Below are 21,017 nucleotides of genomic sequence, written 5' to 3' on the forward strand. Positions count from 1 at the left end.
TCTCCCCCCTCACCCCGGCCCTCTCCCTCCAGGGGAGAGGGAGAAGTAACCCGCAACCTTTAAGGGTAAGCACCTCTCTGCTTCCCCCTGAATCTCCTGCAACGCGAAGTCTCGTAATCCCAACGCGTTGTAAAGGAGAACACCCATGTCCACCGCCCTGGCCGAAGCCCCGCAGGCCGCCACCGAATCCCTCCAGGTTATCAAGCGCAATGGCACCCTGGTCAGCTTCAATGCGTCCAAGATCAGTGTCGCCGTCACCAAGGCCTTCCTGGCCGTGGAAGGTGACCAGGCCGCCGGGTCCGCTCATATCAACCATGCCGTCCAGGATGTCACCGACCAGGTGGTGCAGGCCATCAGCCGACGCCTGAAAGCCGGCGGCAAGGTCCATATCGAGGACATCCAGGACCAGGTGGAACTGGCCCTGATGCGCGGTGGCGAACAGAAAGTGGCCCGGGCCTACGTGCTCTACCGGGAGGAACACGCCCGCCAGCGCGCCATCGATGAGCCCATGGAAGCCCACCCGCACCTCACCGTGAAAAAGGCCAGCGGCGAGATCGCCCCCCTGGACCTGGGCCTGATGAAACTGCAGGTGGAACAGGCTGCCACCGGCCTGGAAGGCATCAACGGCGACTCCCTGGTGGAAGACGCCCTGCGCAACCTCTATGACGGCATCGACGAAACCGAGGTGCTCTCCGCCCTGGTCATGACCGCCCGCGGCCGCATCGAGCAGGAGCCGGACTACAGCGCCGTCACCGCCCGCCTGCTGCTGGAACAGCTCCGCCTGGAAACCACCGGCGCCCTGGGGCTGTCGACCCAGTCGAGTCTCGCCGAGGTCTATCCTCAGGCGCTGACCGCCTTTATCCACGAAGGCATCCGCTACGAACTGCTGGACGAAGCGCTGGCGGCTTTTGACCTGGAACGCCTGGGTGAGGCCCTGCAACCGGAGCGGGACCAGCAGTTCGGCTTCCTGGGCCTGCAGACCCTGTACGACCGCTACTTCCTGCACTGGGACAAGGCGCGGCTGGAACTGCCCCAGGTGTTCTTCATGCGCGTGGCCATGGGCCTGGCCCTGCGGGAGGATGACCCCAACGCCCGCGCCATCGAGTTCTATGACCTGCTGTCCAGCTTCGACTACATGGCCAGTACGCCCACGCTGTTCAACAGTGGCACCCGCCACTCCCAGTTGTCCTCCTGCTACCTGACCACGGTGCAGGACGACCTGGAAAGCATCTACGGCGCCATCCGCGACAACGCCATGCTGTCCAAGTGGGCCGGCGGCCTGGGTAACGACTGGACGCCGGTCCGCGCCCTGGGCTCCCACATCAAGGGCACCAACGGCGAGAGCCAGGGGGTGGTGCCGTTCCTGAAAGTGGTCAACGACACCGCCGTCGCCGTCAACCAGGGCGGCAAGCGCAAGGGCGCGGTGTGCGCCTACCTGGAAAGCTGGCACCTGGACATCGAGGAATTCCTGGAACTGCGCAAGAACACCGGCGACGAACGCCGCCGCACACACGACATGAACACCGCCAACTGGGTGCCGGACCTGCTGATCGAACGCATGCGCAACGACCAGGACTGGACCCTGTTCTCCCCCAGCGACGTGGGCGACCTGCACGACCTGTATGGCAACGAGTTCCGTGAGCGTTACGAGCACTACGAGGCGCTGGCGGAGCAGGGCCGGATCAAACTGTCCAAGAAAGTCTCCGCCAAGCAGCTCTGGCGCAAGATGCTCACCGTACTGTTCGAAACCGGCCACCCCTGGATCACCTTCAAGGACCCCTGCAACCTGCGCTCGCCCCAGCAGCACCGGGGCGTGGTCCACAGCTCCAACCTGTGCACCGAGATCACCCTCAACACCAGCGAGGACGAAATCGCCGTGTGCAACCTGGGCTCCGTCAACCTGGCCGCCCACGTGAAAGACGGCGAGCTGGACGTGCAGCGCCTGGAACGTACCGTCAGCCGCGCCGTCCGCATGCTCGACAACGTTATCGACATCAACTACTACGCCGTGCCCCAGGCACGCAACTCCAACCTGCGCCACCGCCCGGTGGGCATGGGCCTGATGGGCTTCCAGGATGCCCTGTACAAGCTGGGCGTACCCTACGCCAGCCCGGAAGCCGTGGAATTCGCCGACGTGGCCATGGAGCAGATCAGCTACTTCGCTATCCGCTCCTCCGCCGAACTGGCCGGTGAACGCGGCGCCTACGAAAGCTACGAAGGCTCCCTGTGGCACCAGGGCATCCTGCCCATCGACTCGGTCAGCCTGCTACGGGAAAACCGCCGGGAAGGGGACTGCAGCGTCGACACCACGGCCCGCCTGGACTGGACCCCGGTGCGCGAACTGGTGGCGAAGCATGGCATGCGCAACAGCAACGTCATGGCCATCGCCCCGACTGCTACCATCTCCAACATCGTGGGCGTTTCCCAGTCCATCGAACCGGCGTACCAGAACCTGTTCGTCAAATCGAACCTGTCCGGCGAGTTCACCGTGGTGAATCCCTCCCTGGTCCGAGACCTCAAGGCCGAGGGCTTGTGGGACAACGTCATGGTTAACGACCTCAAGTACTTCGACGGCAGCGTGCAGCAGATCGACCGCATCCCCGACGAGCTCAAGGCCCGCTACGCCACCGCCTTCGAGATCGACGCCCGCTGGCTGGTTGAAGCCGCCGCCCGCCGCCAGAAATGGCTCGACCAGGCCCAGAGCCTCAATCTCTACATGGCTGAACCCAACGGCCGCAAGCTGGACGACCTGTACCAGCTGGCCTGGGAACGCGGCCTGAAAACCACCTACTACCTGCGCTCCCTGGGCGCCACGGGCGCTGAAAAGACGGCACCGGTCGCCGCGCCACAGCCGCAGGTATGCAGCATCGACGATCCTGACTGCGAAGCGTGTCAGTAACCGCTTAAGCTGGCAGGTATACCGGCAGCTTCGATGTAACCATCCCCTCTCCCCTGGAGGGAGAGGGCCAGGGAGAGGGGGAAGGCGGCCAAGCTGCGGAGTTAATGTCCCCACCCTCTCCCCAACCCCTCTCCCGTCAAGGGAGAGGGGCTAACACCGGCATTCTGGTAGCCCGTTTTCCAAAGGAGATCCCCCATGCTTAACTGGGACGACGAACCAAAACCCCAAAGCAAACCCACCAACACCGAAGGCCCAGCCCCGGTCAACGTCGACGACAAACGCGTCATCAACGGCGAAACCGACATCAACCAGCTGGCCCCGTTCAAGTACCCCTGGGCCTGGGAGTACTTCATGAACGCCAACAAGAACCACTGGACCCCCCTGGACGTCAACATGGCCCAGGACGTCCACGACTACCACCACCGCCTCAACCCGGCGGAAAAACACGTCTACGAGAACGTACTGGCCTACCTCACCACCTCCGACATCCTCGCCATGCGAAACATCGGCCTGGCCGTCATGGAAAAGATGAGCGCCCCGGAACTGCAGATCTACCAGGCCCGCCAGGTCTACGAGGAAGCCATGCACACCTGGGCCTACCAGCACTGCATCGAAACCCTCAACCTCGACCAGAGCGAAATCTACAACCGCTACCGCGTAGTACCGGCCATCAACGGTAAGATCCAGATGGCCAACCGCCGCCTGGACGCCGCCATGCGCTCCGACATGAACCTGCGTAACCGCGACGACCTGCAGGAATTCATCATGTCCTACCTGTTCTTTGCCGCCGTGTTCGAGGGCGCCTGGTTCTACAACGGCTTCAGCCCCATCTTCGCCCTGCAACGCCGGGGCCTGATGCGCGGCACCGGTGAACAGCTCCAGTACATCCTGCGGGACGAGGCCATGCACTTCTCCTTCGGCCTGAAAGTGGTCAACCAGATCCTGGAGGAAGAAAACATCACCCTCGACCCCAAAGCCGTACGCGACATGTGGGACGAGTCCGAAGCCGCCGAGAGGGACTACGCCAACTACATCCTGCGGGACCCGATCCTGGGGTACTCCGCCGAATACCACCACGAACAGTTCCGCTTCGTCGCCAACCGCCGCGCCCGCACCGTTGGCCTGGAAGAACCCTTCCCCGGGGCGAAGAACGTCTCCCCCTGGCTGGACGAACAGGCCACCATGCGCAAGGAGAAGAACTTCTTCGAGACCCGGGTGATCGAGTACCAGACCGGGGCGCAACTGGAGTGGTAAGCAGGGACCATTGGGCGTCGGGGGAATAGCACCGGCCCCCGATGGCAGATGGATTGGGATCTGTGATGCCGGTTGTTGAAATGATTCACTTGTCGCTGCAAACTGCTCGCTGAAGATTGTCGCCTGGCGATCTTCAGGGAACAGGTGTAGCACAAGGAATAGTGGAAGCACGCATTAACTTTTTCCTTGTACGTTGTCGACCCCTGCCGTCTCTTCGGTGCTACTAGCGATTTAACAAGGAACTGTTATGCGTGATGATCTGCTCATCCCCATCGTTTTTCCGGACTACCTTATTTCCGTCCCAACACCCAGAAGAAATGTGGACTTTCTCCCTTGGTTTGAGTTCGACGATTTCTCCATCCCCGCCACAAAGTGGTTGAAAAAGCCGGCTTTGAAACACCGTGGATGATAGATCCAAGACCAAATTCATACATCGGCGAATTTCGGGACGACTATGTGGATTTGAACTTTGCACCAAAAAACCGCGTCCTGGAAATAGAAGGCAGGGGGGCTATCAACCAATGAAGACCGTTCTGGTTGTAATGCTGATTTTTATGCTATCAGCCTGTGATGTGGTGCCTGTATCCGATCCGGAAAAGCCAGCGACAGTACCTGAATCCGCTTTCTGGGTGGGCGGCGACGATGGCGGTGTCTTTGTGACGGTTTCCAAGAAGGGAGAATCCTATCAGGGCACTATCTACTGGCAAGATGGCGAAATCTGGTACGAAGGCCCCCTTGAGTTTTCGGGCGAGAAAGGTAAAGAACCCGATATTGATGACCCGGAAATTTACATGGGGTGGGATGGTGACGACCTTCTACTCCAAGGTGGGGAGGCACTCAGTATTCCCTAGCTTATGTTGCTGACCCTTTGAAACTAAACCATCATGCTGGTATGCGGCAGGGACTTTGTCGAAGCAAAATTCAATAGTCCGGAATACCGTGACTATCAGAGGGAACAGCAGAAAAGCACTGACCGCATCAACCATGTAACGGATGTGTTGTGGGCGGTGTTGGGTGTTCGGCGTAGAAGGTAGACTGTCTGGAAAACTCTATTCAGTGAACCTTCATGCCAAGAACCTTCTACCGCCGCGGCCCTGACCACCGCGGCGGCGCCACCGTTACCTTCCTGCATGTCCGGCGCCGGTTCCAGTTCCGCACCGTCGAGATCGGCCGCTGGGTCACCGAACCGGAAAAACAGCGCAGCGCGGCCCTGTTCTACGACGCCCTGTGCGACCTGATGACCATCCTCGGCGGCACCGAAAGCCTTATCTCCCTGCGCGGCACCCTGGCCCTGCAATACGGCATCGGCGGCCAGCCCGGCGTGTCCGCCCACTACACCCCCGCCACCCGCAGCTTCGCCCTGGCCAAGAACGCCGGCCCCGGCAGCATCGCCCACGAATGGTTCCACGCCTTCGACCACTACATCGCCGACAAACTGTTCGAACGCAGCGGCAAGGGCGCCTTCGGCTCCACCCTCTGGCTGACTCGAGACGACGCCATCCAACACCCCCTCAACCAACGGCTGGAAGCCTGCTATCAGGCCATCCTCCTCAACGACACAGGCACCGAACCCAGCGAGCTCTTTCAGAAGTCCGCTGTGGCGGACAAGGCCGCCGGCGTCCACTACTTCAGCAAACCCGAAGAACTCTGCGCCCGGGCCTTCGAAGCCTTTGTGCAGGATGCCGACTGCAAGAACGAATTCCTGGTGAAAGGCACCCGGGAAACCGATGAGGCAAGAATGGGCCTGTATCCGCAGGGGAGCCAACGGGAGAAAATCAACGCCGCGTTCCGGGATTACTTCTCAAGCCTCGGGAGGGCATTGCAGCGCACGGATGCCTGAAGGCTGGAGTTCAGCGAACGTGTTTGTAAAACTCCGTGAATTGCACAGGAAATGCCGATAACCATCTGATAGGGTTGAAAGTAGAAGGTGGACCTGTGGAGTTATACGCCCATTGATACTCTCCGGGAGTGGTCCGTGCCGGGGCGTATAACTCCGGCGGAATCTATGGGGGCGAGTCTTAATCTTATGAATTACGAGCGTTTTCCGGGATCCATGGCTGGCCGATTTTTGGAATTATACGAACGGGTGTTATACGACGGCGTTCGTATAATTAGCTGTTATGTATCACCAAGGGGCAAGATTTCGAATGAGAAAAATGGCGCTGTCCTGTTGTATGCTTTTCAACCTTTCTGTGCCCGTTAGTCAAGCCGCAGATTCGGAAACAGACCAACTAATGGCCGAAATTGGGAAGCTTCAGCTTGATTCCCTTCCCGGCGACAATATCGACAGGAACGGAGACGGCCGGCCAGATCTCTTTTTTCAGCATGAAGGTGAGTATCTTTACGAGTTAGTCGATAACAACTTCGATGATTCGGTTGACGAAAGCTGGAAATATAATCAGGACGACGTTCTTGTCTCAGGGCGGGTAGACGAGAACTTTGACGGTATCCTAGAAACCGAGCTGGTTTACAGGGATTTTTTGCTCTTCCGGGTGTTCTCGGATACAGATAGGAATGGCGTTGTGGATCTCGCTACGGAATTTAATGATGGTGCCCGTTCGTTTTCCGAGAAGTTCTACCACTCCTCAGAGCAGAATCAGATTGGGAGAGTCGAATTTCGCTACGGCTACCCTAGTGGCCCTGAAGAGCTAAGAAAGACAGAACTCTCAGAAAAGGAGTTTCAAGAGCTTTGGCGTGGCCAGCAGTAATCACATAACCAATACAGGCAAGGGACGCGCCTTGCGTCGCGCCCCTGCTGTCGGCGTTAAGGTTTCGTAGGTATGAATAAAACTGAGTCACTAGTTTCCGGCGAAAGCTTCACCTACGAACTTTTATGGTCATGCTGCAAGCAGCAAATGGCTATGGCCAGGAGTAGCGAACAAGGTAGCCACTACTTCTACCTTACAGCCATGACTATGGCGTACTTTACCTTTGAAGCATATGTTAATCATGCACTTAGTTGTGTTGCCCCTGAGATTTTCGAGAATGAGAAGGCGCATTTTTCAAAAGGTGAGTATTCAGGAGCGCCGGGGAAATTGAAGAAGCTTTGTGAGCTGAGAGGATTCGACCTGCCGGACACCTCTCGGAGGCCATACCAGAGTATCAGGTTGCTCCAGAATCTCAGGGATGTCGTTGCTCACGGAAAAACGCATACCTTTGAGTCTCGTGTTAAGCATTTAATCGGCGAGAATCCATCAGTTGTCGAATCCAAGTTCGACAAGTTTGTTTCGGCAAAGCAAGCAACAATGTGCTTGGACGACACCCAGGAATTTATTTGCTGGTTCAACTCCCAGCTACGAGCCTCGTTTTTTGACTGCGGACTTTTGGTGTCGCCTCTTTCCGGATTTCATGGGCACTCAAACGCAGAATATGTCGAAGAACCTTAACAATCACAGGCACGGCGACGTCTACTACTTTGCGGCTTCGCCTCCATTCCGTAGCCGCGCATACTGGCTGGCGTTAGCGTTTTCGGGAGATAGCAATGCCTTTTGTTCAAACCAAAGGTCCCAAACAAGGGCTTTGTAATATCTGCAGGACGCATGGCAAGCTGACTGAAGACCATGTGCCACCTAAAGGCACGATTAAATTTCCTAGAATGACTCTCTACGGCATTAGCGAGGTGCTCAATGCAAAAGCAGAAAAAGATCGAAGGGGTAGAGATTTTCAGCAAGGCGTTAAGTTCCGAAGTATTTGCTCCGTCTGCAATAACGATTATCTTGGTGGACTCTACGACCAAGAATTAAAAAATTTCGCAAACAACGTAGGCTCTTACTTACACAGCTTGGTGGCTCGCCCTAATACGACCAATTTTCCGGTTGTGCCGGGTAAGATTATTCGTGCTGTGTGTGGCCACATTCTCGCGCTTGGAGTCGAACGTTTTCCGCGGGGAGATATGGGCGATGCTATGGCGGATTTGGTATTAAACCCAGATAAAGAAATCCCAGACAGCCTCCACTTTTACTACTGGGTCTATCCATTCTGGGATCAAGTGGCGATTCGTAATTTTGGTTTTCTTGTTCACACCGGCACACCGCCATTGGTTAGCTCCGTTTTAAAATTTTTTCCGCTGGCATTTATGGTTCTTTGGGAGCCAGCTACGGACTTCAGGAGTTCGCTCATCAGGCTAAATGACTACTGTGTAGGTGCGGGCAATAATCGGGTGGATATTCCGTTTCGCCTCACAAACATTCCGCCGCAGCGCTTCCCTGAGGCTCCTGGCGATTCTGGTGTTACGCTGCATGGTAGCGATTCGTACTTTTCGAGCAGGTTGCGCAGACCATGAACTACGCTAACCAATCGCTTAAGTACGTTCCCGGCGTAGCGGCCGTCCACCGGACGTCCCTTACGGGCCGCCGCTTAGCTTCGCGTTGAGGCTGTAGAAAAAGGCCGAAGGCCTATCTGGAGTCGAAATTGATCAAGAAATGAGCTAAAAATACGGCATATTCTTGAAATCTGGAACACTCATGGCCGAAAACGCATCCAGATTTTACGTAGGGGCACGATCAAAAATAGGGGCGGGACTTTTCCTACAGCCTCGTTAGGCGTCATAGGAGAGTCCTGATGGGCATGACTCCAAAAGAATTCTTCGAGTCCTTCGTGGAGGGAAATCTCGAGGATTGCCAAGAAGATCCTGGTTCAGTGCGCCGGGCATTCAATGCCGCAATTAGCGCTTCGCATTTGGCCGATCAATGGCACACATTCAATCAAAGACACAACCCCAACCTTGTGTCAGGGTTCAAGGATATCGGCCAGCTCGTTGAGCACCTATCGCAAGCGACGTCCGGCGCCTTCCGCGACGTCAGAAGCATTGCAAACGCGTACAAGCATCTATACACAGACAGTAGCTCCAGACACGGAGCTCGCTCAACTATTGACTCATCTGGCGCAATTACATCCGTCGAGCAGCTAGGCGGATCGGAGGTAGTAAAGGTTGAGGAGGAGTATGGAGACACATCGTCAAAGGTGGTCTTCACCCGACGGGATGGTTCAACGCTAGACTTTCTTCCCGTACTAGAAAAAGTCGTTGACTACTGGCGCAGTTCTATCGCGTGATGGCGCCTAACAATTCGTTGGGGGAAGTCCACCATCCACTCCGCTTCGCGGTTTAATTCAGGCATTAGAGGGTTTCATGGAAACGATGGAGATTGAGGACAGATTCAGAGAAAAGCTGGAAAGCAGAGCTGACATTGAAGTTGCGATCTATCGAGATGACTATAACGTTCTCTGTGTCTCCACTCGTTCGCCATGCGCTGACATTGGGCAACTGGTCGCAAGAGTTGAATCTAGAGCTATCGTACTCTCCTGCAACATTGCGCACTCCCACGTTGATGCGGCAGAGATGGAGCGGAGAGGCTATCCAGAACCAGTAGAAGCAATGCTGAATGAAGCGGTTTCGAATTTCGTCGATCTCGTTGAAAATCAGGCCTTCTTGTTAAGGAGGATCGCCCCCAATGGAGCCGTTATATCCAGTGGTTGGGGACCAATCTCAGCAATTAACGATAAGAACGAGAAGTTCGATAGGATGCTTGCGGAGACATACGGAGGCCCGATCATCGAAGAAAGGTGGCTCTGGTCGGGAAAAATTGATGAAACCCTCTAATCATTGCATGTTGGCGGACTGATTTTCCGCTGTGCTCCAAACCATCCGCAAATGTAAGCGTTAACTGCTCTAAATAGCGAAATAAAATGGAATTTGTAGCCGTTTTCCTGTTGTCGATAGTCTATTTTGTTGTTTTGCTGCTTGTTCCTGTCCTTATGGCTGCAGAACTCGCGTGCATAATGATTCTGTCTTACGGTCTGTTTTTGCGGTTTTTCGAGCCCAGGCAATATCGCTTGTTTCGCTTTTTCAGAAACGTCGGGGCCTTGCGCCTTTTGGTGACGCCAGTACTTTTGACGCTGGCTTCTGGTCTTTATCTTGCCAGCCAAACATGCTGCAAAAACACATTCGCCACTTTCCTCTTCAACGTTCAGCTGGTGGTTTGGGGTGTGGGTATAGCTGTCCTGGTTTCTGCAATAGCATTGCGACAGCTCTTTCGGTGGCTGAGGTTTTAGCAGTTAACAAGTGACTGTGGTGCCAACACCCGTAGTTGTCCCAACGTCACCGTCAAGAAGCAAAGACTATGGAAATTGTTCCTCTAGCTGACAAGAAGGAGTTCATTCTGGAGTTGGCGGAGCTTCACCATGGCGAGTGGAGTCATTTTAATCCGTCGCTTACTCTGGAAAAGCGGGCTGAAGCAATTGCTAAAGCCGCGGGACGAGAGGGTGTTCCGTCAATATTTGTTGCTATGTCAGGAGGTCAATTGGTTGGTTCAGCAGCCCTGGTTCAGCAGGACATGGACACCAGGCGTGATTTATCCCCTTGGCTGGCTGCCGTTTATGTCAAAGAAGGCTTCCGACATCAAGGAATCGCTACGGAACTGATCGCTCGATGCGAAAGGGAGGCCGTCAAATCAAAGGCTGATACCTGGTACCTCTACACGGAATTCGCGTCCAGGCTCTATGAGAAACTTGGCTGGCGTCATATGGAACGTTGTGAATATAAAGGCGTAGTGGTCAGCGTCATGTGTAAACAGATTGCCTGTTAACAATTACAGTGCCGGTGCAGGAAACTGGCGGGGCCGCTTAACCAGACACTTGTTTCGTGCATACATGCCAGGGAACACTAACCAGGCCGTTCGAGCGCTCTGCAGTGCCTGACCTGGCCATCGCAGGTCCATTGCGAACCTACCCCTTCCAGGCTGGGCGTTATCTGCCGCGCCAGATTATTTTCTCTCTCAGAAACCTCAAAGTTGGACTAGGATGTCAGGGGACGTGATTCGAGCGACCTGATCGTAATGTCGGCGGGTTTGTCTGTGCCGTCGCTGATGGAACCTTCGACAAGCGGTCAATCACCAACAAGGGGCGACTCCGTTGGGGACCCCTTCTGGCAAATCAGGAGCGACCAGCATGGGTAGACTAAATGACAAGGTAGTCGTCATTACGGGTGGGACGGGCGGTATTGGCAAAGTGACCGCAGAGCTGTTTCTGAACGAGGGAGCCTCTGTCGTCGTGGTAGACCTGGACCAGTCAGCCATCGATAAAACCGTGTCAGAACTGGCTGTCCACGGCCCGGTCACTGGCGTCAAGGCGGATGTCAGCAAGGAGGATGAGGTAGCCGCCTACGTAAAAGCCGCCGTCGATACTTACGGCCGGATCGACGTGTTCTTCAACAATGCGGGCATCGAGGGCAAAGTGGCCCCCATTCCCGAACAAGCCATCGAAGATTTCGACAAAGTCTTTGGCGTGAACGTCCGAGGGGTGTTTCTCGGGCTCAAACATGTGTTGCCGGTGATGTACCAGCAGAAATCCGGCTCGGTCATCAACATGTCGTCCGTTGCCGGCCTGACTGGCAGTGCAGGCGTCGCCCCCTACGTCGGCTCCAAACATGCAGTGGTCGGCATTACCAAGTCAGCCGCCCTGGAGGCAGGCCCCAACAACGTGCGCGTTAATTCGGTTCACCCTTCGCCGGTGAACACTCGCATGATGCGGTCGCTGGAGGAAGGCTTCAACCCGGGACATGGGACCGAGGCCAAAGCAGCTCTGGAACAGGGGATCCCCCTGGGCCGCTACGCGGAGTCCATTGATATCGCCAACTGCGTTCTCTTCCTGGCGTCGGACGATTCCAGCTTTGTGTCAGGTTCGATGTACCGGATTGATGGCGGGATGTGTGCGGACTGAGTTTCCGCATCACCGGAGTGAGTTGGCGCCCTCGACGGTGCCTGGTTTGTTTGCCGGACCCCGTGACTGGCCCCGCTGCTGTCCGATTTCATACCCGAGGCTTTGGCGCTCGGTGCCACATTTGTTGCCTGCAGAAAGCCGCTGATCGTCGGAGGCGGGGTCTTTCTCTGTCGGCAGGGAAAGGCAAAGGTTAAATTGAAGAAAGATGGATGGACCGTTGTCACCAGTGATAAGAAACTGTCTGCACAATGGGAGCATACGATTGCCGTAACATCGGATGGCTATGAGGTCCTTACACTCCGCGAGGAGGAGTGTATCCATTAATGACAGGAGTCTGTTCATGCAGCCGAAAGACATCGTGGCGCAGTTCATCGATCATATCCATGACCAGCGTTTTGACGAGGCGAAGGCCTTGCTGGGCGCTGAGGGGTTTGAGTTTGTAGGCCCGAATATGCGTTTCCTCAGTGCGGATGACATGCTGTCGTACCAGTTTGGTATGGCGGCTATCCAGAAGGACCTGATCGTCCGCCAGCTCAGTGCCGACGGGGAGCATGTGTTTGCCATCCTGGATTACCAGACCCACTTTGAACCGATCGGTGATGTTCGGCTCGCCGTCTGGTTCCGGGTCCAGAACGACAAGATCCAGACGGTCGAAGCCTTCTACAACGCGGCGGTGGTTGAAAACATGCTGGGGGGCAACCTGCCGTCAGCCGACTGAACAATAGCGGATGCAAAGGAGATATAAAGTCATGGACGCAAAAGTCGCCGTTTTCGGCCACCTTCGGTTCCCACCGGAAGCCATGGGGGCCGTCAGGCCTCACCTGCTGGCATTCGTGGAGGCTACCCGGCGCCACGATGGCTGTATCGCCTATGACGTTGCCGAGGATCTCACCGACCCGGGGCTGATCCGCTTTTCCGAGCTGTGGCCGAGTCAGGAATCCCTGGATGCTCACCTTGTGGCACCGCATATTGGTCCCTGGAGGGACGCGGCGAAGGGGTTGGGCCTGATGGACCGGAAGTTTACGGCCTACGGGATTGCCTCGTCCCGCGCCGTCTAGGTCTGGCACCGGGCCAGAAGAGCCCGGCCCGGTGCCTTCACCTACCAGAAATGCCAACATCCCTTCTGTCAGCCGGTTATGAGAACAACAACAATGAATGATGTGTCCTTTGCCTCCCGTGGGAACGGGGTTTCTGTAGTCTGGTGGGTGGCGTTTGTCGCTTCTGGTCTGGCGTATATAGCCCTGCGGGGTGCTATCCCGGTCCAGTGGGGCTGGCTGGTCAAGATTATCCCCATTGCCCTGTTGTTATTTCGGAGCCTGTCGGAAGCTCGCGGAAAGCCCCGGGCTTTTCTGGCGGCTGGTCTGCTGCTGTCGGCAACAGGCGATGTGTTGCTGAGCCTGGAGGGGCTATTCATTCCCGGGCTGGGCGCTTTTCTGTTGGCGCAGCTGACCTACGCGGCACTGTTCCTGTCGCAATTCCGCTGGCGAGTCAGCCGTCTGCCCTGGGTGGTGCTCGTTGTGGGCTATGTGCTGGCCTGTAGTGTGTTGGTTCTGCCGGAAACCGGTAACCTGCAGTGGGTCATCACCGCCTACATGGTCGCCATCAGCCTGATGGCCCTGGCCGCCGGTTTCCGGAACGACCGGCAGTTCCTCTGGGTCGCCATGGGCGCGTTGGTGTTCATGGTCAGCGATACGCTGATCGCGGTGAACACGTTTGTCTCGCCCTTCCCCTTCGCGGATGCTGCCATCATGGTCACCTACTACCTGGCTCAGGCATTGATCGTGCTGGGGATTATCCGGCATAACCGGGAGAAGGCTGGCCGGTAGCCCCATACGGACAGGCCATTCCCGGGACTTTCCCGGCGGCCCGGTCGATTCGTGGTATCGTTCGAGCACGATAAGCATTTTCGTGGCAGTTCAACGGGTAACAGGCTTGATATCAAGACTTCCAAAATGGATTGAGTACGGGGCCTTTGTGCTGGCCCTGGTGGCCGGGTTTATCAATGCGATTGGTCTGCTGGGCTTTGAACATCAGGCAGTGTCCCATCTGTCCGGCACGGCCACCCTGCTGGGCACCTCGGTGTTGGGGAACTCGGCCACCGTCAGCCTGTACCTCGCCGGGATGTTGTTCGCGTTCTTCCTGGGCGCCTCGTTATCAGGCTATCTGCTCCATGGCAGTACCCTGAGGCTGGGGCAGCATTACGACACGGCGCTGGTGGTGGAGTCGCTGCTGCTCTTCGGGGCGTTCTATCTGCTGTCCGGTGGCTCCGTCTTCGGTATGTTCGCAGCGTCGGCGGCCTGCGGCCTCCAGAATGCCATGGCCACCCAGTACAGCGGCGCGGTAGTGCGCACCACCCACCTGACCGGGATCTTCACGGATCTGGGCATGATGCTGGGGGCTTTCCTGAGAGGGGAGGGTTTTGATCGGCGCAAGGCATTGCTGTTCCTGATCATTATCTCCGGATTTATTGCGGGGGGTACTCTGGGAGCCATGCTGTTTGAGGCTCTGAGGTTTAAATCTCTGCTGGTGCCCGGCACGGTGTGCCTGGTGCTGGCAGGCTGCTATCGGCTCTACTCGGCCAGGTATCGACAGGTGTCTGACCAGTAACTCGGTGGCCATACAGTCGCCTGGTCTACCATCGCACGGGAACTCGCCAGGGTGTGCGTGCTCATACAGCGGAAGGAGGATTTCCCCATGAACACCAATGTAATCACCGTGTCGGTCCTGTTGCTGGCACTGACGAGCCCGGTCGTGTTGGCGGCAGAAACGTCAGACTACACCGGGCAGGAACAACGGGCGATCAAGGCACTGTCGGAAACGGAGGTCGCTGACCTGCTGGACGGCAAGGGCATGGGTTACGCGAAGGCAGCGGAACTCAATGGCTACCCCGGGCCGGCCCATGTTCTGGAACTGGGCGACAAACTGAACCTGACGCCGTCACAACGGGAACGCACCCAGGCCATTTTTGACCGCATGCAGGCATCGGCCCAGGCTCTGGGTGCGGAGCTGGTGGCGGCGGAAAGCGCCCTGGATCGTGCGTTCGGAGACCGTAGCGTTGACGAATCGACGTTGTCGGAACGGGTGGCGGACATCGCCCGCATCGAATCCCAACTGCGGGTGGTTCACCTGAGGGCCCACCTTGAGCTGACCGGCCTGCTGGATGACCACCAGGTTGCCCGGTACAGCGTGCTGCGGGGCTATGTCGATGTCGACCCGCACCGGGGCGGGCATGGCCACCACCAGGGACATTAATGGCAATGGGCCTGTGCTGCTGAGTCGGTGTCCCTCGGGTATCGGGAAATGATGATCAAATCGGTTCAGTCGGTAGCAGAGGGACACATTGATGGACGACCGTGAGCGCCAGCGCCTGATCGAGGAGGCCATCCCCGACGTCCGTGACGGCCTCACCCGTACCGAGCGGCTGATCCTGTACGTACTGAGCGAGACCCAGAAGGAGCTTGGCGGGCGCAATGTGCCCACCGTCATGCTCTACGGTCGGGTGGTGGAGTACATCAATATCACCGAGCAGGAGCTGCACCTGTACCTGGATCGTCTCGGCGTGAAGGGGGATGGAACCTAACGGCTGCCCGATCAGCGGCTGTCCGGGGCCAGGCGGTAGCGGCGCTCGGGCCGCCCGACGGTGCCGTAGGTCACTTCCGCGGTCAGTTCGTCGGTGCTTACCAGGTATTCCAGGTAGCGGCGGGCGGTGGTGCGTGAGGCGCCGATCTCCTGGCCCACGGCTTCCGCGCTCCAGTCCCCGTTGGTGCGGACCACCTCGCGGATCTTGTCCAGGGTGAGGGCGTCGATGCCCTTGGGCAGGCGGGGGGCGGCGGGTTCCCCGGTGGATTCCGGCGGCGTGCGGGGCAGCAACGCGTCCACTTCCTTCTGGGCGACATCACCCAGGCTGTCCAGGGTCTCCCGGTGCTCGCGATAACGCTGGATCGCCGCCTGCAGGCGCTCGAACACCAGCGGCTTGAGGATATAGTCGAACACGCCGCCCCGCAGGGCACTGCGCAGGGTATCCACTTCCTTGGCGGCGGTAATCAGGATGACATCGCTGGGGCTGTCGCTGGCCCGCAGTTCCCGCAGCAGTTCCAGGCCATTGCCATCCGGGAAGTACACATCCAGCAACACCAGGTCCGGGCGCAGCACGTCGATCTGGTCCCGGGCGTCGGCGAGGGTGTGGGCCAGTCCGCACAGTTCCACGCCGTCCATGCGTTCCACAAAACGCCGCTGGATCTCGGCAATCTGGGTATCGTCTTCAACAATCAACAGGCGAATGGTGTTCAAACGGCGTTAACCTCGCTGCATCCGGCGGTTCGGGTCGGATTCGGGCACCTTTGACAGGTACAGTGTAAACCGGCTGCCGGACGGCTGCAGCGACTCCACTGTCACCGAGCCGCCCCACCGGTCCACGAACTGGCGCACCAGGTACAGGCCGATGCCACGGTCGCCGTCACCCTTGCCACTGACGCCGCGTTCGAAGATCCGGTCCTGCTGGTCGGCGGGAACGCCCGGCCCCTGGTCCTCCACTTCAAAGATCAGGTCGTGGCCCAGGTCGGTCATGCTCAGGTGCACGATGCCACCTTCGCCCCGGTGCTGTCGCGTGGCTTCCAGGGCGTTGTCGATCAGGTTGCCCAATGCACTGACCAGTTGGTCCCGGGGCAGGCTGTCGGGCACGTCCGCCATCTGGCTGTCCGGGTCGATCACCAGGCGCAGGCCCATCTCCCGGGCGCGGTTGTACTTGCCCAGCAGGCAGCCGGCCAGCACCGGGTCCGGTACCGCTTCCAGCAACAGGTGGATCAGGGCCTGGTGATCACTCACTTCGCTGCCAATCAGCGCCAGGGCCTCGTCGTTGGCGCCAATCTGGATCAGCCCGGCAATGGTGTGCAGCTTATTGGAGTACTCATGGGTCTGGCTGCGCAGTGTGTCCGCGTACTGCTGGATGCGGGTGAGCTGGCGGCTGACCTGGTCCAGCTCGTCCCGCAGCCGGAAACTGGCCACTACGCCAATAATTTCGTCCCCCTGTCGCACCGGCAGCCGGTTGACGATCATCTGCCGGCCCTTGAGCCACACTTCCTGGTCGAAGGCGGACTCGCCGGTTTCCAGCGCTGCCATCAGGTTGTTGTCCGGCAGGATATCGCCAATGGGTTGGCCCGCCAGTCGGGTGTCCGGGTCCAGCCCCAGGGTTTTGATGGCGGTGCGGTTAAAGGTGGTGATGATGCCGTCGCGGTTGATGGCGATAATGCCTTCCCGCACCGACTGCAGGGTGGCGTCCCGTTCCTGGAACAGGCCGGCGATCTCCTCCGGCTCCAGGCCGAAGATGGCCCGCTTGAAGCGCCCGGCAATCACCATGGCGGCCAGCACGCTGCCCACCAGCATCAGTCCCATCACCGTGTAGAGCACCAGGTTGTAACGACGGATCACGGAGAACACCTGCTCCAGGGAATAGCCTACCGACACAATGCCGATAATCTCGCCGTTGGCCGGGTCCACAATCGGCGATTTGCCCCGCATGGACTCCCCCAGGCTGCCCTGGGCCCTGGCAACATACGCCTGGCCCTGTTCCAGTGCCAGGGTGCCCCGGTCGCCGTCGTCATCCGCCATGGAATGGCCGATACGCGTGGGGTCGGGATGGGCCAGGCGGATGGCGTTGTGGTCGCCGATCACGATGAACAGGGCTTCGTTGGTCTCCGCCAGACGATCGGCCAGGGTAGTCAATGCTCTGGAATCGCGCTCACGCACGCCCTCAATCACCGCCGGCATGGCCGCCACGGTCTTGGATACCATCAGCGCCCGCTGGCCGATCTCGTCGTACAGGGACTCACTCAGGTAGTAGCCGGCAAAACCGCCGATCAGGCCGGTCTGCAGGGCGCTGACCAGTCCCAGCACCAGGATCATCCGGGTTTTCAGTTTGAGCTTGCGGTAGGCGAACGGCATTCACTGACAACGTTTGTTATTCGGTATTGGGAGAAAGGGTACGTCAGGAACGGGGGTTTTGCCCGTGAACAATATGCACAAAACACCCGTTAAGTTCTTTAAAGGCATTACGCCCACAAACTTCATCGTTCCGTCACCGATTCGTAACCTGCGCCTTGAGCCTTCCCCCGGTTGTCACGCCTGACGCCAGAGGCACGACTCACAGGGAGTCATGCCCCGGGAAGGCACAACAACAAGATTGAGGTGCCAACGATGCTTATCAAACGATGCCTGTCATTCGTGGCCGTGGCCACGTTCAGCCTGTCTGCCCTTGCCTGGGAACCTTCCGGAAAAGTCGAATGCATTGCCCCCGCCGATCCCGGTGGCGGCTGGGATTTCACCTGCCGCAGCGTCGGCAAGGTGATGGAAGATCTCGATCTGGTTCCCCGCAGTGTGCAGACCATCAACATGGCCGGTGCCGGCGGCGGCGTGGCTTTCGCCCATACCGTCAGCAAGCGCAACGGAGAGGAGCAGGTGCTGGTAGCCGCCTCCACCGCCACCACCACCCGCCTGGCCCAGGGGCAGTTCCCGGGCGTGAACGCCGACATGGTGAACTGGATCGGTGCCCTGGGTGCCGACTACGGCATCATCGCCGTGGCCAAGGACTCGCCCTACCAGGACCTGCCATCGCTGATGGCGGCCCTTGAGGAGGACCCGCGCAGCGTGAAGTTTGCCGGCGGCAGCGCCAAGGGTGGCTGGGACCATCTCAAGGTGCTGATCGCCGCCAAGGAAGCGGGAGTTGAGGCCCTGCCGCGCATTCCCTACCTGTCCTACAACAACGGTGGCGAGGCCATGACCCAGGTGGTGGGTGGCCACGTGGACGCCTTCACCGGGGACATCACCGAGGCCCAGGGCTTCATGGACTCCGGCGACCTGCGGGTGCTGGCGGTGCTGTCCGAGGAACGCCTGCCCGGCGACTACGCCCATATCCCCACCGCCCGCGAGCAGGGCATTGATGCCCTGGGTGCCAACTGGCGCGGTTTCTACATGCCGGCGGATATTTCCGACGAGGCACAGCAGTACTGGATTGACGCCATGGACACCATCTACCAGAGCGATGAGTGGAAGGCGGTGATGCGCCAGAACGGCCTGATGCCGTTCCATATGAGTGCTGGCGAATTCGAACGCTACGTGAAGAACCAGATCCAGGACATCGAGGACCTGTCCCGGGAAATAGGGCTGGTGCGGTAATGGCTGGCTTCAACGATCGAATCTTCGGCGTTGTCATGATCGTCCTGGCCGTGGCCTACGGCTGGGGCGCCCTGCAACTGCCGGAACCGTTTGGCGGCTCCGAAGCCGTCGGGCCCGACACCTTCCCGCTGCTGCTGGCCGTGGTGCTGGGGCTGTCCAGCCTCTACATGGTGGTGCGGCCGGACCCGGACAACGCCTGGCCCTGGAGCCGTACCGGGGTGGAACTGGTGATTGCGGTGGTGGTGCTGGTGCTCTACGCCGCGCTGCTGCAGCCGCTGGGCTTCATCATCAGCACGCTGCTGGCGGTGGGCACCCTGTGCTGGCGCATGGGCGCCCGGCCCCGCAATGCCTTTACCACCGGGGGCATTGCCGGCGTGGTGGTGTTCCTGGTCTTTACCTTTGCCCTTGATCTGGCACTGCCTTCCGGCCTGCTGGCGATCCTGGAGGTGAACTGATGGAAACCCTCGGATTCCTGATGGACGGCTTTGCCGTCGCGCTGGCGCCACAGAACCTGATGTTCGCCCTGCTGGGGGCGTTCCTGGGTACCCTGATCGGTGCGCTGCCGGGCCTGGGCCCCGCCAATGGCGTGGCCATCCTGATCCCGCTGGCCTTCACCCTGGGGCTGGCGCCGGAAACCGCATTGATCATGCTGACGGCGGTCTACGCCGGGGCCATGTACGGCGGGCGTATCTCGTCGATCCTGCTGAATATTCCCGGTGACGAACCGGCCATGATGACCTGCCTGGACGGCTACCCCATGGCCCAGAAGGGCAAGGCCGCCGAGGCGCTGGCCATTTCCGCCATTGCCTCCTTCATGGGCAGCCTGATCGCCACCATTGGCCTGATCCTGCTGGCCCCTCTGCTGGCGAAGTTCGCGCTGACCTTCGGGCCGGCGGAGTATTTCGCGCTGTTCCTGCTGGCCTTTGCCACCCTCGGTGGCATCACCGGCAAGAACCCCATGAAGACCGTGGTGGCGGCCTGCATCGGCCTGATGATTGCCACCGTGGGCATGGATAACACCGGGGTGCAGCGGTTCACCTTCGGCACGCTGGAACTCTATGAGGGCGTGGACTTCATCATCGCCATCGTGGGCCTGTTCGCCATCTCCGAGCTGATGTTCTTTATCGAGGACAAGGCCGGCGGCGGCAAGGCGAAGATGGCGGTGAACAAGCTCAAGCTGTCCTGGAAGGATATCCGCGAGATCATGCCGTCCAGTATTCGTGGCGGTATCCTGGGCTTTATTGCCGGCGTGCTCCCCGGTGCCGGCGCGTCCCTGGGCAGCTTTATCGGCTACACCCTGGAAAAGAAGGTGGTGGGCAAGAAAGGCTACTTTGGCGAGGGCGACCCCCGCGGCGTGGCCGGCCCCGAGGCGGGCAACAACGGCGCCTCCAGCGGTGCCCTGGTGCCCATGCTGACCCTGGGTGTGCCCGGCAGCGGCACGACGGCAGTGCTGCTGGCGCTGCTGATTTCCCTGAACATCACCCCCGGACCGCTGATGTTCACCCAGAACGCGGACATTGTCTGGGGCGTGATCGCGGCGCTGCTGATCGGCAACTTCCTGCTGCTGGTGCTCAATATCCCGCTGGTGGGCATCTTCGTGCGGCTGCTGTCGGTGCCGCCCAAGTACTTGCTGCCGGTGGTGACCATGGTCGCCTTCGTGGGGATCTATTCCATCAGCAACACCACCTTCGACCTCTACTTCATGGTGGCGTTCGGCGTGGCGGGCTATGTCTTCCGCAAGCTGGAGATTCCGCTGGTGCCGATCATCCTCGGCCTGCTGTTGGGCCCGGAGATGGAGAAGAACCTGCGCCATGCGCTGGACCTGTCCGACGGCGACTGGACCACCCTGTGGGACAGCGGCCTGGCCGTCGGCCTGTGGGTATTCGCTGGCCTGGGGCTGATCCTGCCCTACATTGTCGGCCCATTGCTGCGGCGGCGCATGAACTCCGCAATGAAGGAGGTACCGGTCTCGGACTGA

Annotated in this window: 23 protein-coding genes and 1 pseudogene; 22 read left to right on the forward strand and 2 right to left on the reverse strand. The window is 58.9% G+C overall.

The window, feature by feature from the left end; translation table 11 throughout:
• The first annotated feature begins 145 nt into the window (after positions 1-145).
• The 19 genes and pseudogenes from ACJO3T_RS17395 (at position 146) to ACJO3T_RS17485 (ending at position 15,449) form a co-directional block, all read left to right on the forward strand.
• Positions 146-2,899, forward strand: a complete 2,754-nt coding sequence (locus ACJO3T_RS17395) for a ribonucleoside-diphosphate reductase subunit alpha (protein ID WP_406979276.1) — start codon at positions 146-148, stop codon at positions 2,897-2,899.
• Positions 2,900-3,094: 195 nt separating this feature from the next.
• Positions 3,095-4,153, forward strand: coding sequence for a ribonucleotide-diphosphate reductase subunit beta (locus ACJO3T_RS17400; protein WP_406979279.1), 1,059 nt, complete (start codon positions 3,095-3,097; stop codon positions 4,151-4,153).
• A gap of 247 nt (positions 4,154-4,400) precedes the next feature.
• Positions 4,401-4,562 carry a hypothetical protein gene (locus tag ACJO3T_RS17405; protein ID WP_406979280.1) on the forward strand — a complete coding sequence of 54 codons (162 nt, stop codon included), beginning with the start codon at positions 4,401-4,403 and terminating at the stop codon, positions 4,560-4,562.
• 112 nt (positions 4,563-4,674) lie between these two features.
• The gene (locus ACJO3T_RS17410; RefSeq protein ID WP_406979281.1) at positions 4,675-5,004 is read left to right on the forward strand and encodes a hypothetical protein; all 330 of its coding nucleotides are present in this window, start codon (positions 4,675-4,677) and stop codon (positions 5,002-5,004) included.
• Positions 5,005-5,219: 215 nt separating this feature from the next.
• Positions 5,220-5,993 (forward strand): CLCA_X family protein, encoded by a 774-nt coding sequence (locus ACJO3T_RS17415; RefSeq protein WP_406979283.1) that lies wholly within the window; start codon positions 5,220-5,222, stop codon positions 5,991-5,993.
• A 307-nt stretch (positions 5,994-6,300) separates the two neighbouring features.
• A complete protein-coding gene (locus ACJO3T_RS17420) occupies positions 6,301-6,861 on the forward strand; it encodes a hypothetical protein (RefSeq protein ID WP_406979284.1) in 561 nt (186 codons plus the stop codon).
• Between the two features lie 72 nt (positions 6,862-6,933).
• Positions 6,934-7,539, forward strand: a complete 606-nt coding sequence (locus ACJO3T_RS17425) for a hypothetical protein (protein ID WP_406979286.1) — start codon at positions 6,934-6,936, stop codon at positions 7,537-7,539.
• A gap of 95 nt (positions 7,540-7,634) precedes the next feature.
• Positions 7,635-8,435 carry a hypothetical protein gene (locus ACJO3T_RS17430; RefSeq protein WP_406979287.1) on the forward strand — a complete coding sequence of 267 codons (801 nt, stop codon included), beginning with the start codon at positions 7,635-7,637 and terminating at the stop codon, positions 8,433-8,435.
• 278 nt (positions 8,436-8,713) lie between these two features.
• A complete protein-coding gene (locus ACJO3T_RS17435) occupies positions 8,714-9,205 on the forward strand; it encodes a hypothetical protein (RefSeq protein WP_406979288.1) in 492 nt (163 codons plus the stop codon).
• A gap of 76 nt (positions 9,206-9,281) precedes the next feature.
• Entirely contained in the window at positions 9,282-9,752 is a 471-nt protein-coding gene (locus ACJO3T_RS17440) for a hypothetical protein (RefSeq protein WP_406979289.1), read from the forward strand.
• A 520-nt stretch (positions 9,753-10,272) separates the two neighbouring features.
• Positions 10,273-10,737, forward strand: a complete 465-nt coding sequence (locus ACJO3T_RS17445; protein ID WP_406979290.1) for a GNAT family N-acetyltransferase — start codon at positions 10,273-10,275, stop codon at positions 10,735-10,737.
• A gap of 361 nt (positions 10,738-11,098) precedes the next feature.
• Positions 11,099-11,869 (forward strand): SDR family NAD(P)-dependent oxidoreductase, encoded by a 771-nt coding sequence (locus ACJO3T_RS17450; protein ID WP_406979291.1) that lies wholly within the window; start codon positions 11,099-11,101, stop codon positions 11,867-11,869.
• 198 nt (positions 11,870-12,067) lie between these two features.
• Positions 12,068-12,193 (forward strand): annotated as a pseudogene (locus ACJO3T_RS17455) (type I methionyl aminopeptidase); the annotation flags it as partial.
• A gap of 16 nt (positions 12,194-12,209) precedes the next feature.
• A complete protein-coding gene (locus tag ACJO3T_RS17460; protein ID WP_406979292.1) occupies positions 12,210-12,587 on the forward strand; it encodes a nuclear transport factor 2 family protein in 378 nt (125 codons plus the stop codon).
• A gap of 31 nt (positions 12,588-12,618) precedes the next feature.
• Positions 12,619-12,927, forward strand: a complete 309-nt coding sequence (locus ACJO3T_RS17465; RefSeq protein ID WP_406979293.1) for a putative quinol monooxygenase — start codon at positions 12,619-12,621, stop codon at positions 12,925-12,927.
• Positions 12,928-13,020: 93 nt separating this feature from the next.
• Positions 13,021-13,695 carry a lysoplasmalogenase gene (locus tag ACJO3T_RS17470; protein WP_406979294.1) on the forward strand — a complete coding sequence of 225 codons (675 nt, stop codon included), beginning with the start codon at positions 13,021-13,023 and terminating at the stop codon, positions 13,693-13,695.
• A gap of 106 nt (positions 13,696-13,801) precedes the next feature.
• The gene (locus tag ACJO3T_RS17475) at positions 13,802-14,476 is read left to right on the forward strand and encodes a YoaK family protein (RefSeq protein ID WP_406979295.1); all 675 of its coding nucleotides are present in this window, start codon (positions 13,802-13,804) and stop codon (positions 14,474-14,476) included.
• 87 nt (positions 14,477-14,563) lie between these two features.
• Complete coding sequence (locus ACJO3T_RS17480; protein WP_406979296.1) at positions 14,564-15,121, forward strand: Spy/CpxP family protein refolding chaperone; 558 nt, start codon at positions 14,564-14,566, stop codon at positions 15,119-15,121.
• A gap of 91 nt (positions 15,122-15,212) precedes the next feature.
• Positions 15,213-15,449 (forward strand): hypothetical protein, encoded by a 237-nt coding sequence (locus ACJO3T_RS17485; protein ID WP_406979297.1) that lies wholly within the window; start codon positions 15,213-15,215, stop codon positions 15,447-15,449.
• Positions 15,450-15,460: 11 nt separating this feature from the next.
• Here the strand turns inward: ACJO3T_RS17485 and ACJO3T_RS17490 are convergent, their stop codons facing one another.
• Complete coding sequence (locus ACJO3T_RS17490) at positions 15,461-16,159, reverse strand: response regulator (RefSeq protein ID WP_406979298.1); 699 nt, start codon at positions 16,157-16,159, stop codon at positions 15,461-15,463.
• 6 nt (positions 16,160-16,165) lie between these two features.
• Complete coding sequence (locus tag ACJO3T_RS17495) at positions 16,166-17,809, reverse strand: ATP-binding protein (RefSeq protein ID WP_406979300.1); 1,644 nt, start codon at positions 17,807-17,809, stop codon at positions 16,166-16,168.
• Positions 17,810-18,061: 252 nt separating this feature from the next.
• On the opposite strand from ACJO3T_RS17495, the gene ACJO3T_RS17500 reads away from it, so the two are divergent.
• The 3 genes from ACJO3T_RS17500 to ACJO3T_RS17510 are packed head-to-tail and all read left to right on the forward strand — an operon-like array spanning position 18,062 to position 21,017.
• Complete coding sequence (locus tag ACJO3T_RS17500) at positions 18,062-19,039, forward strand: Bug family tripartite tricarboxylate transporter substrate binding protein (RefSeq protein ID WP_406979301.1); 978 nt, start codon at positions 18,062-18,064, stop codon at positions 19,037-19,039.
• A complete protein-coding gene (locus tag ACJO3T_RS17505; protein ID WP_406979302.1) occupies positions 19,039-19,494 on the forward strand; it encodes a tripartite tricarboxylate transporter TctB family protein in 456 nt (151 codons plus the stop codon). Before ACJO3T_RS17500 ends, ACJO3T_RS17505 begins: the two co-directional genes overlap by 1 nt.
• Entirely contained in the window at positions 19,494-21,017 is a 1,524-nt protein-coding gene (locus ACJO3T_RS17510) for a tripartite tricarboxylate transporter permease (RefSeq protein WP_406979303.1), read from the forward strand. The genes ACJO3T_RS17505 and ACJO3T_RS17510 overlap by 1 nt, the downstream gene beginning before the upstream one ends.

Source organism: Marinobacter shunpengi (assembly GCF_045449715.1).
In the GTDB taxonomy this organism is placed as follows: Bacteria; Pseudomonadota; Gammaproteobacteria; order Pseudomonadales; family Oleiphilaceae; genus Marinobacter.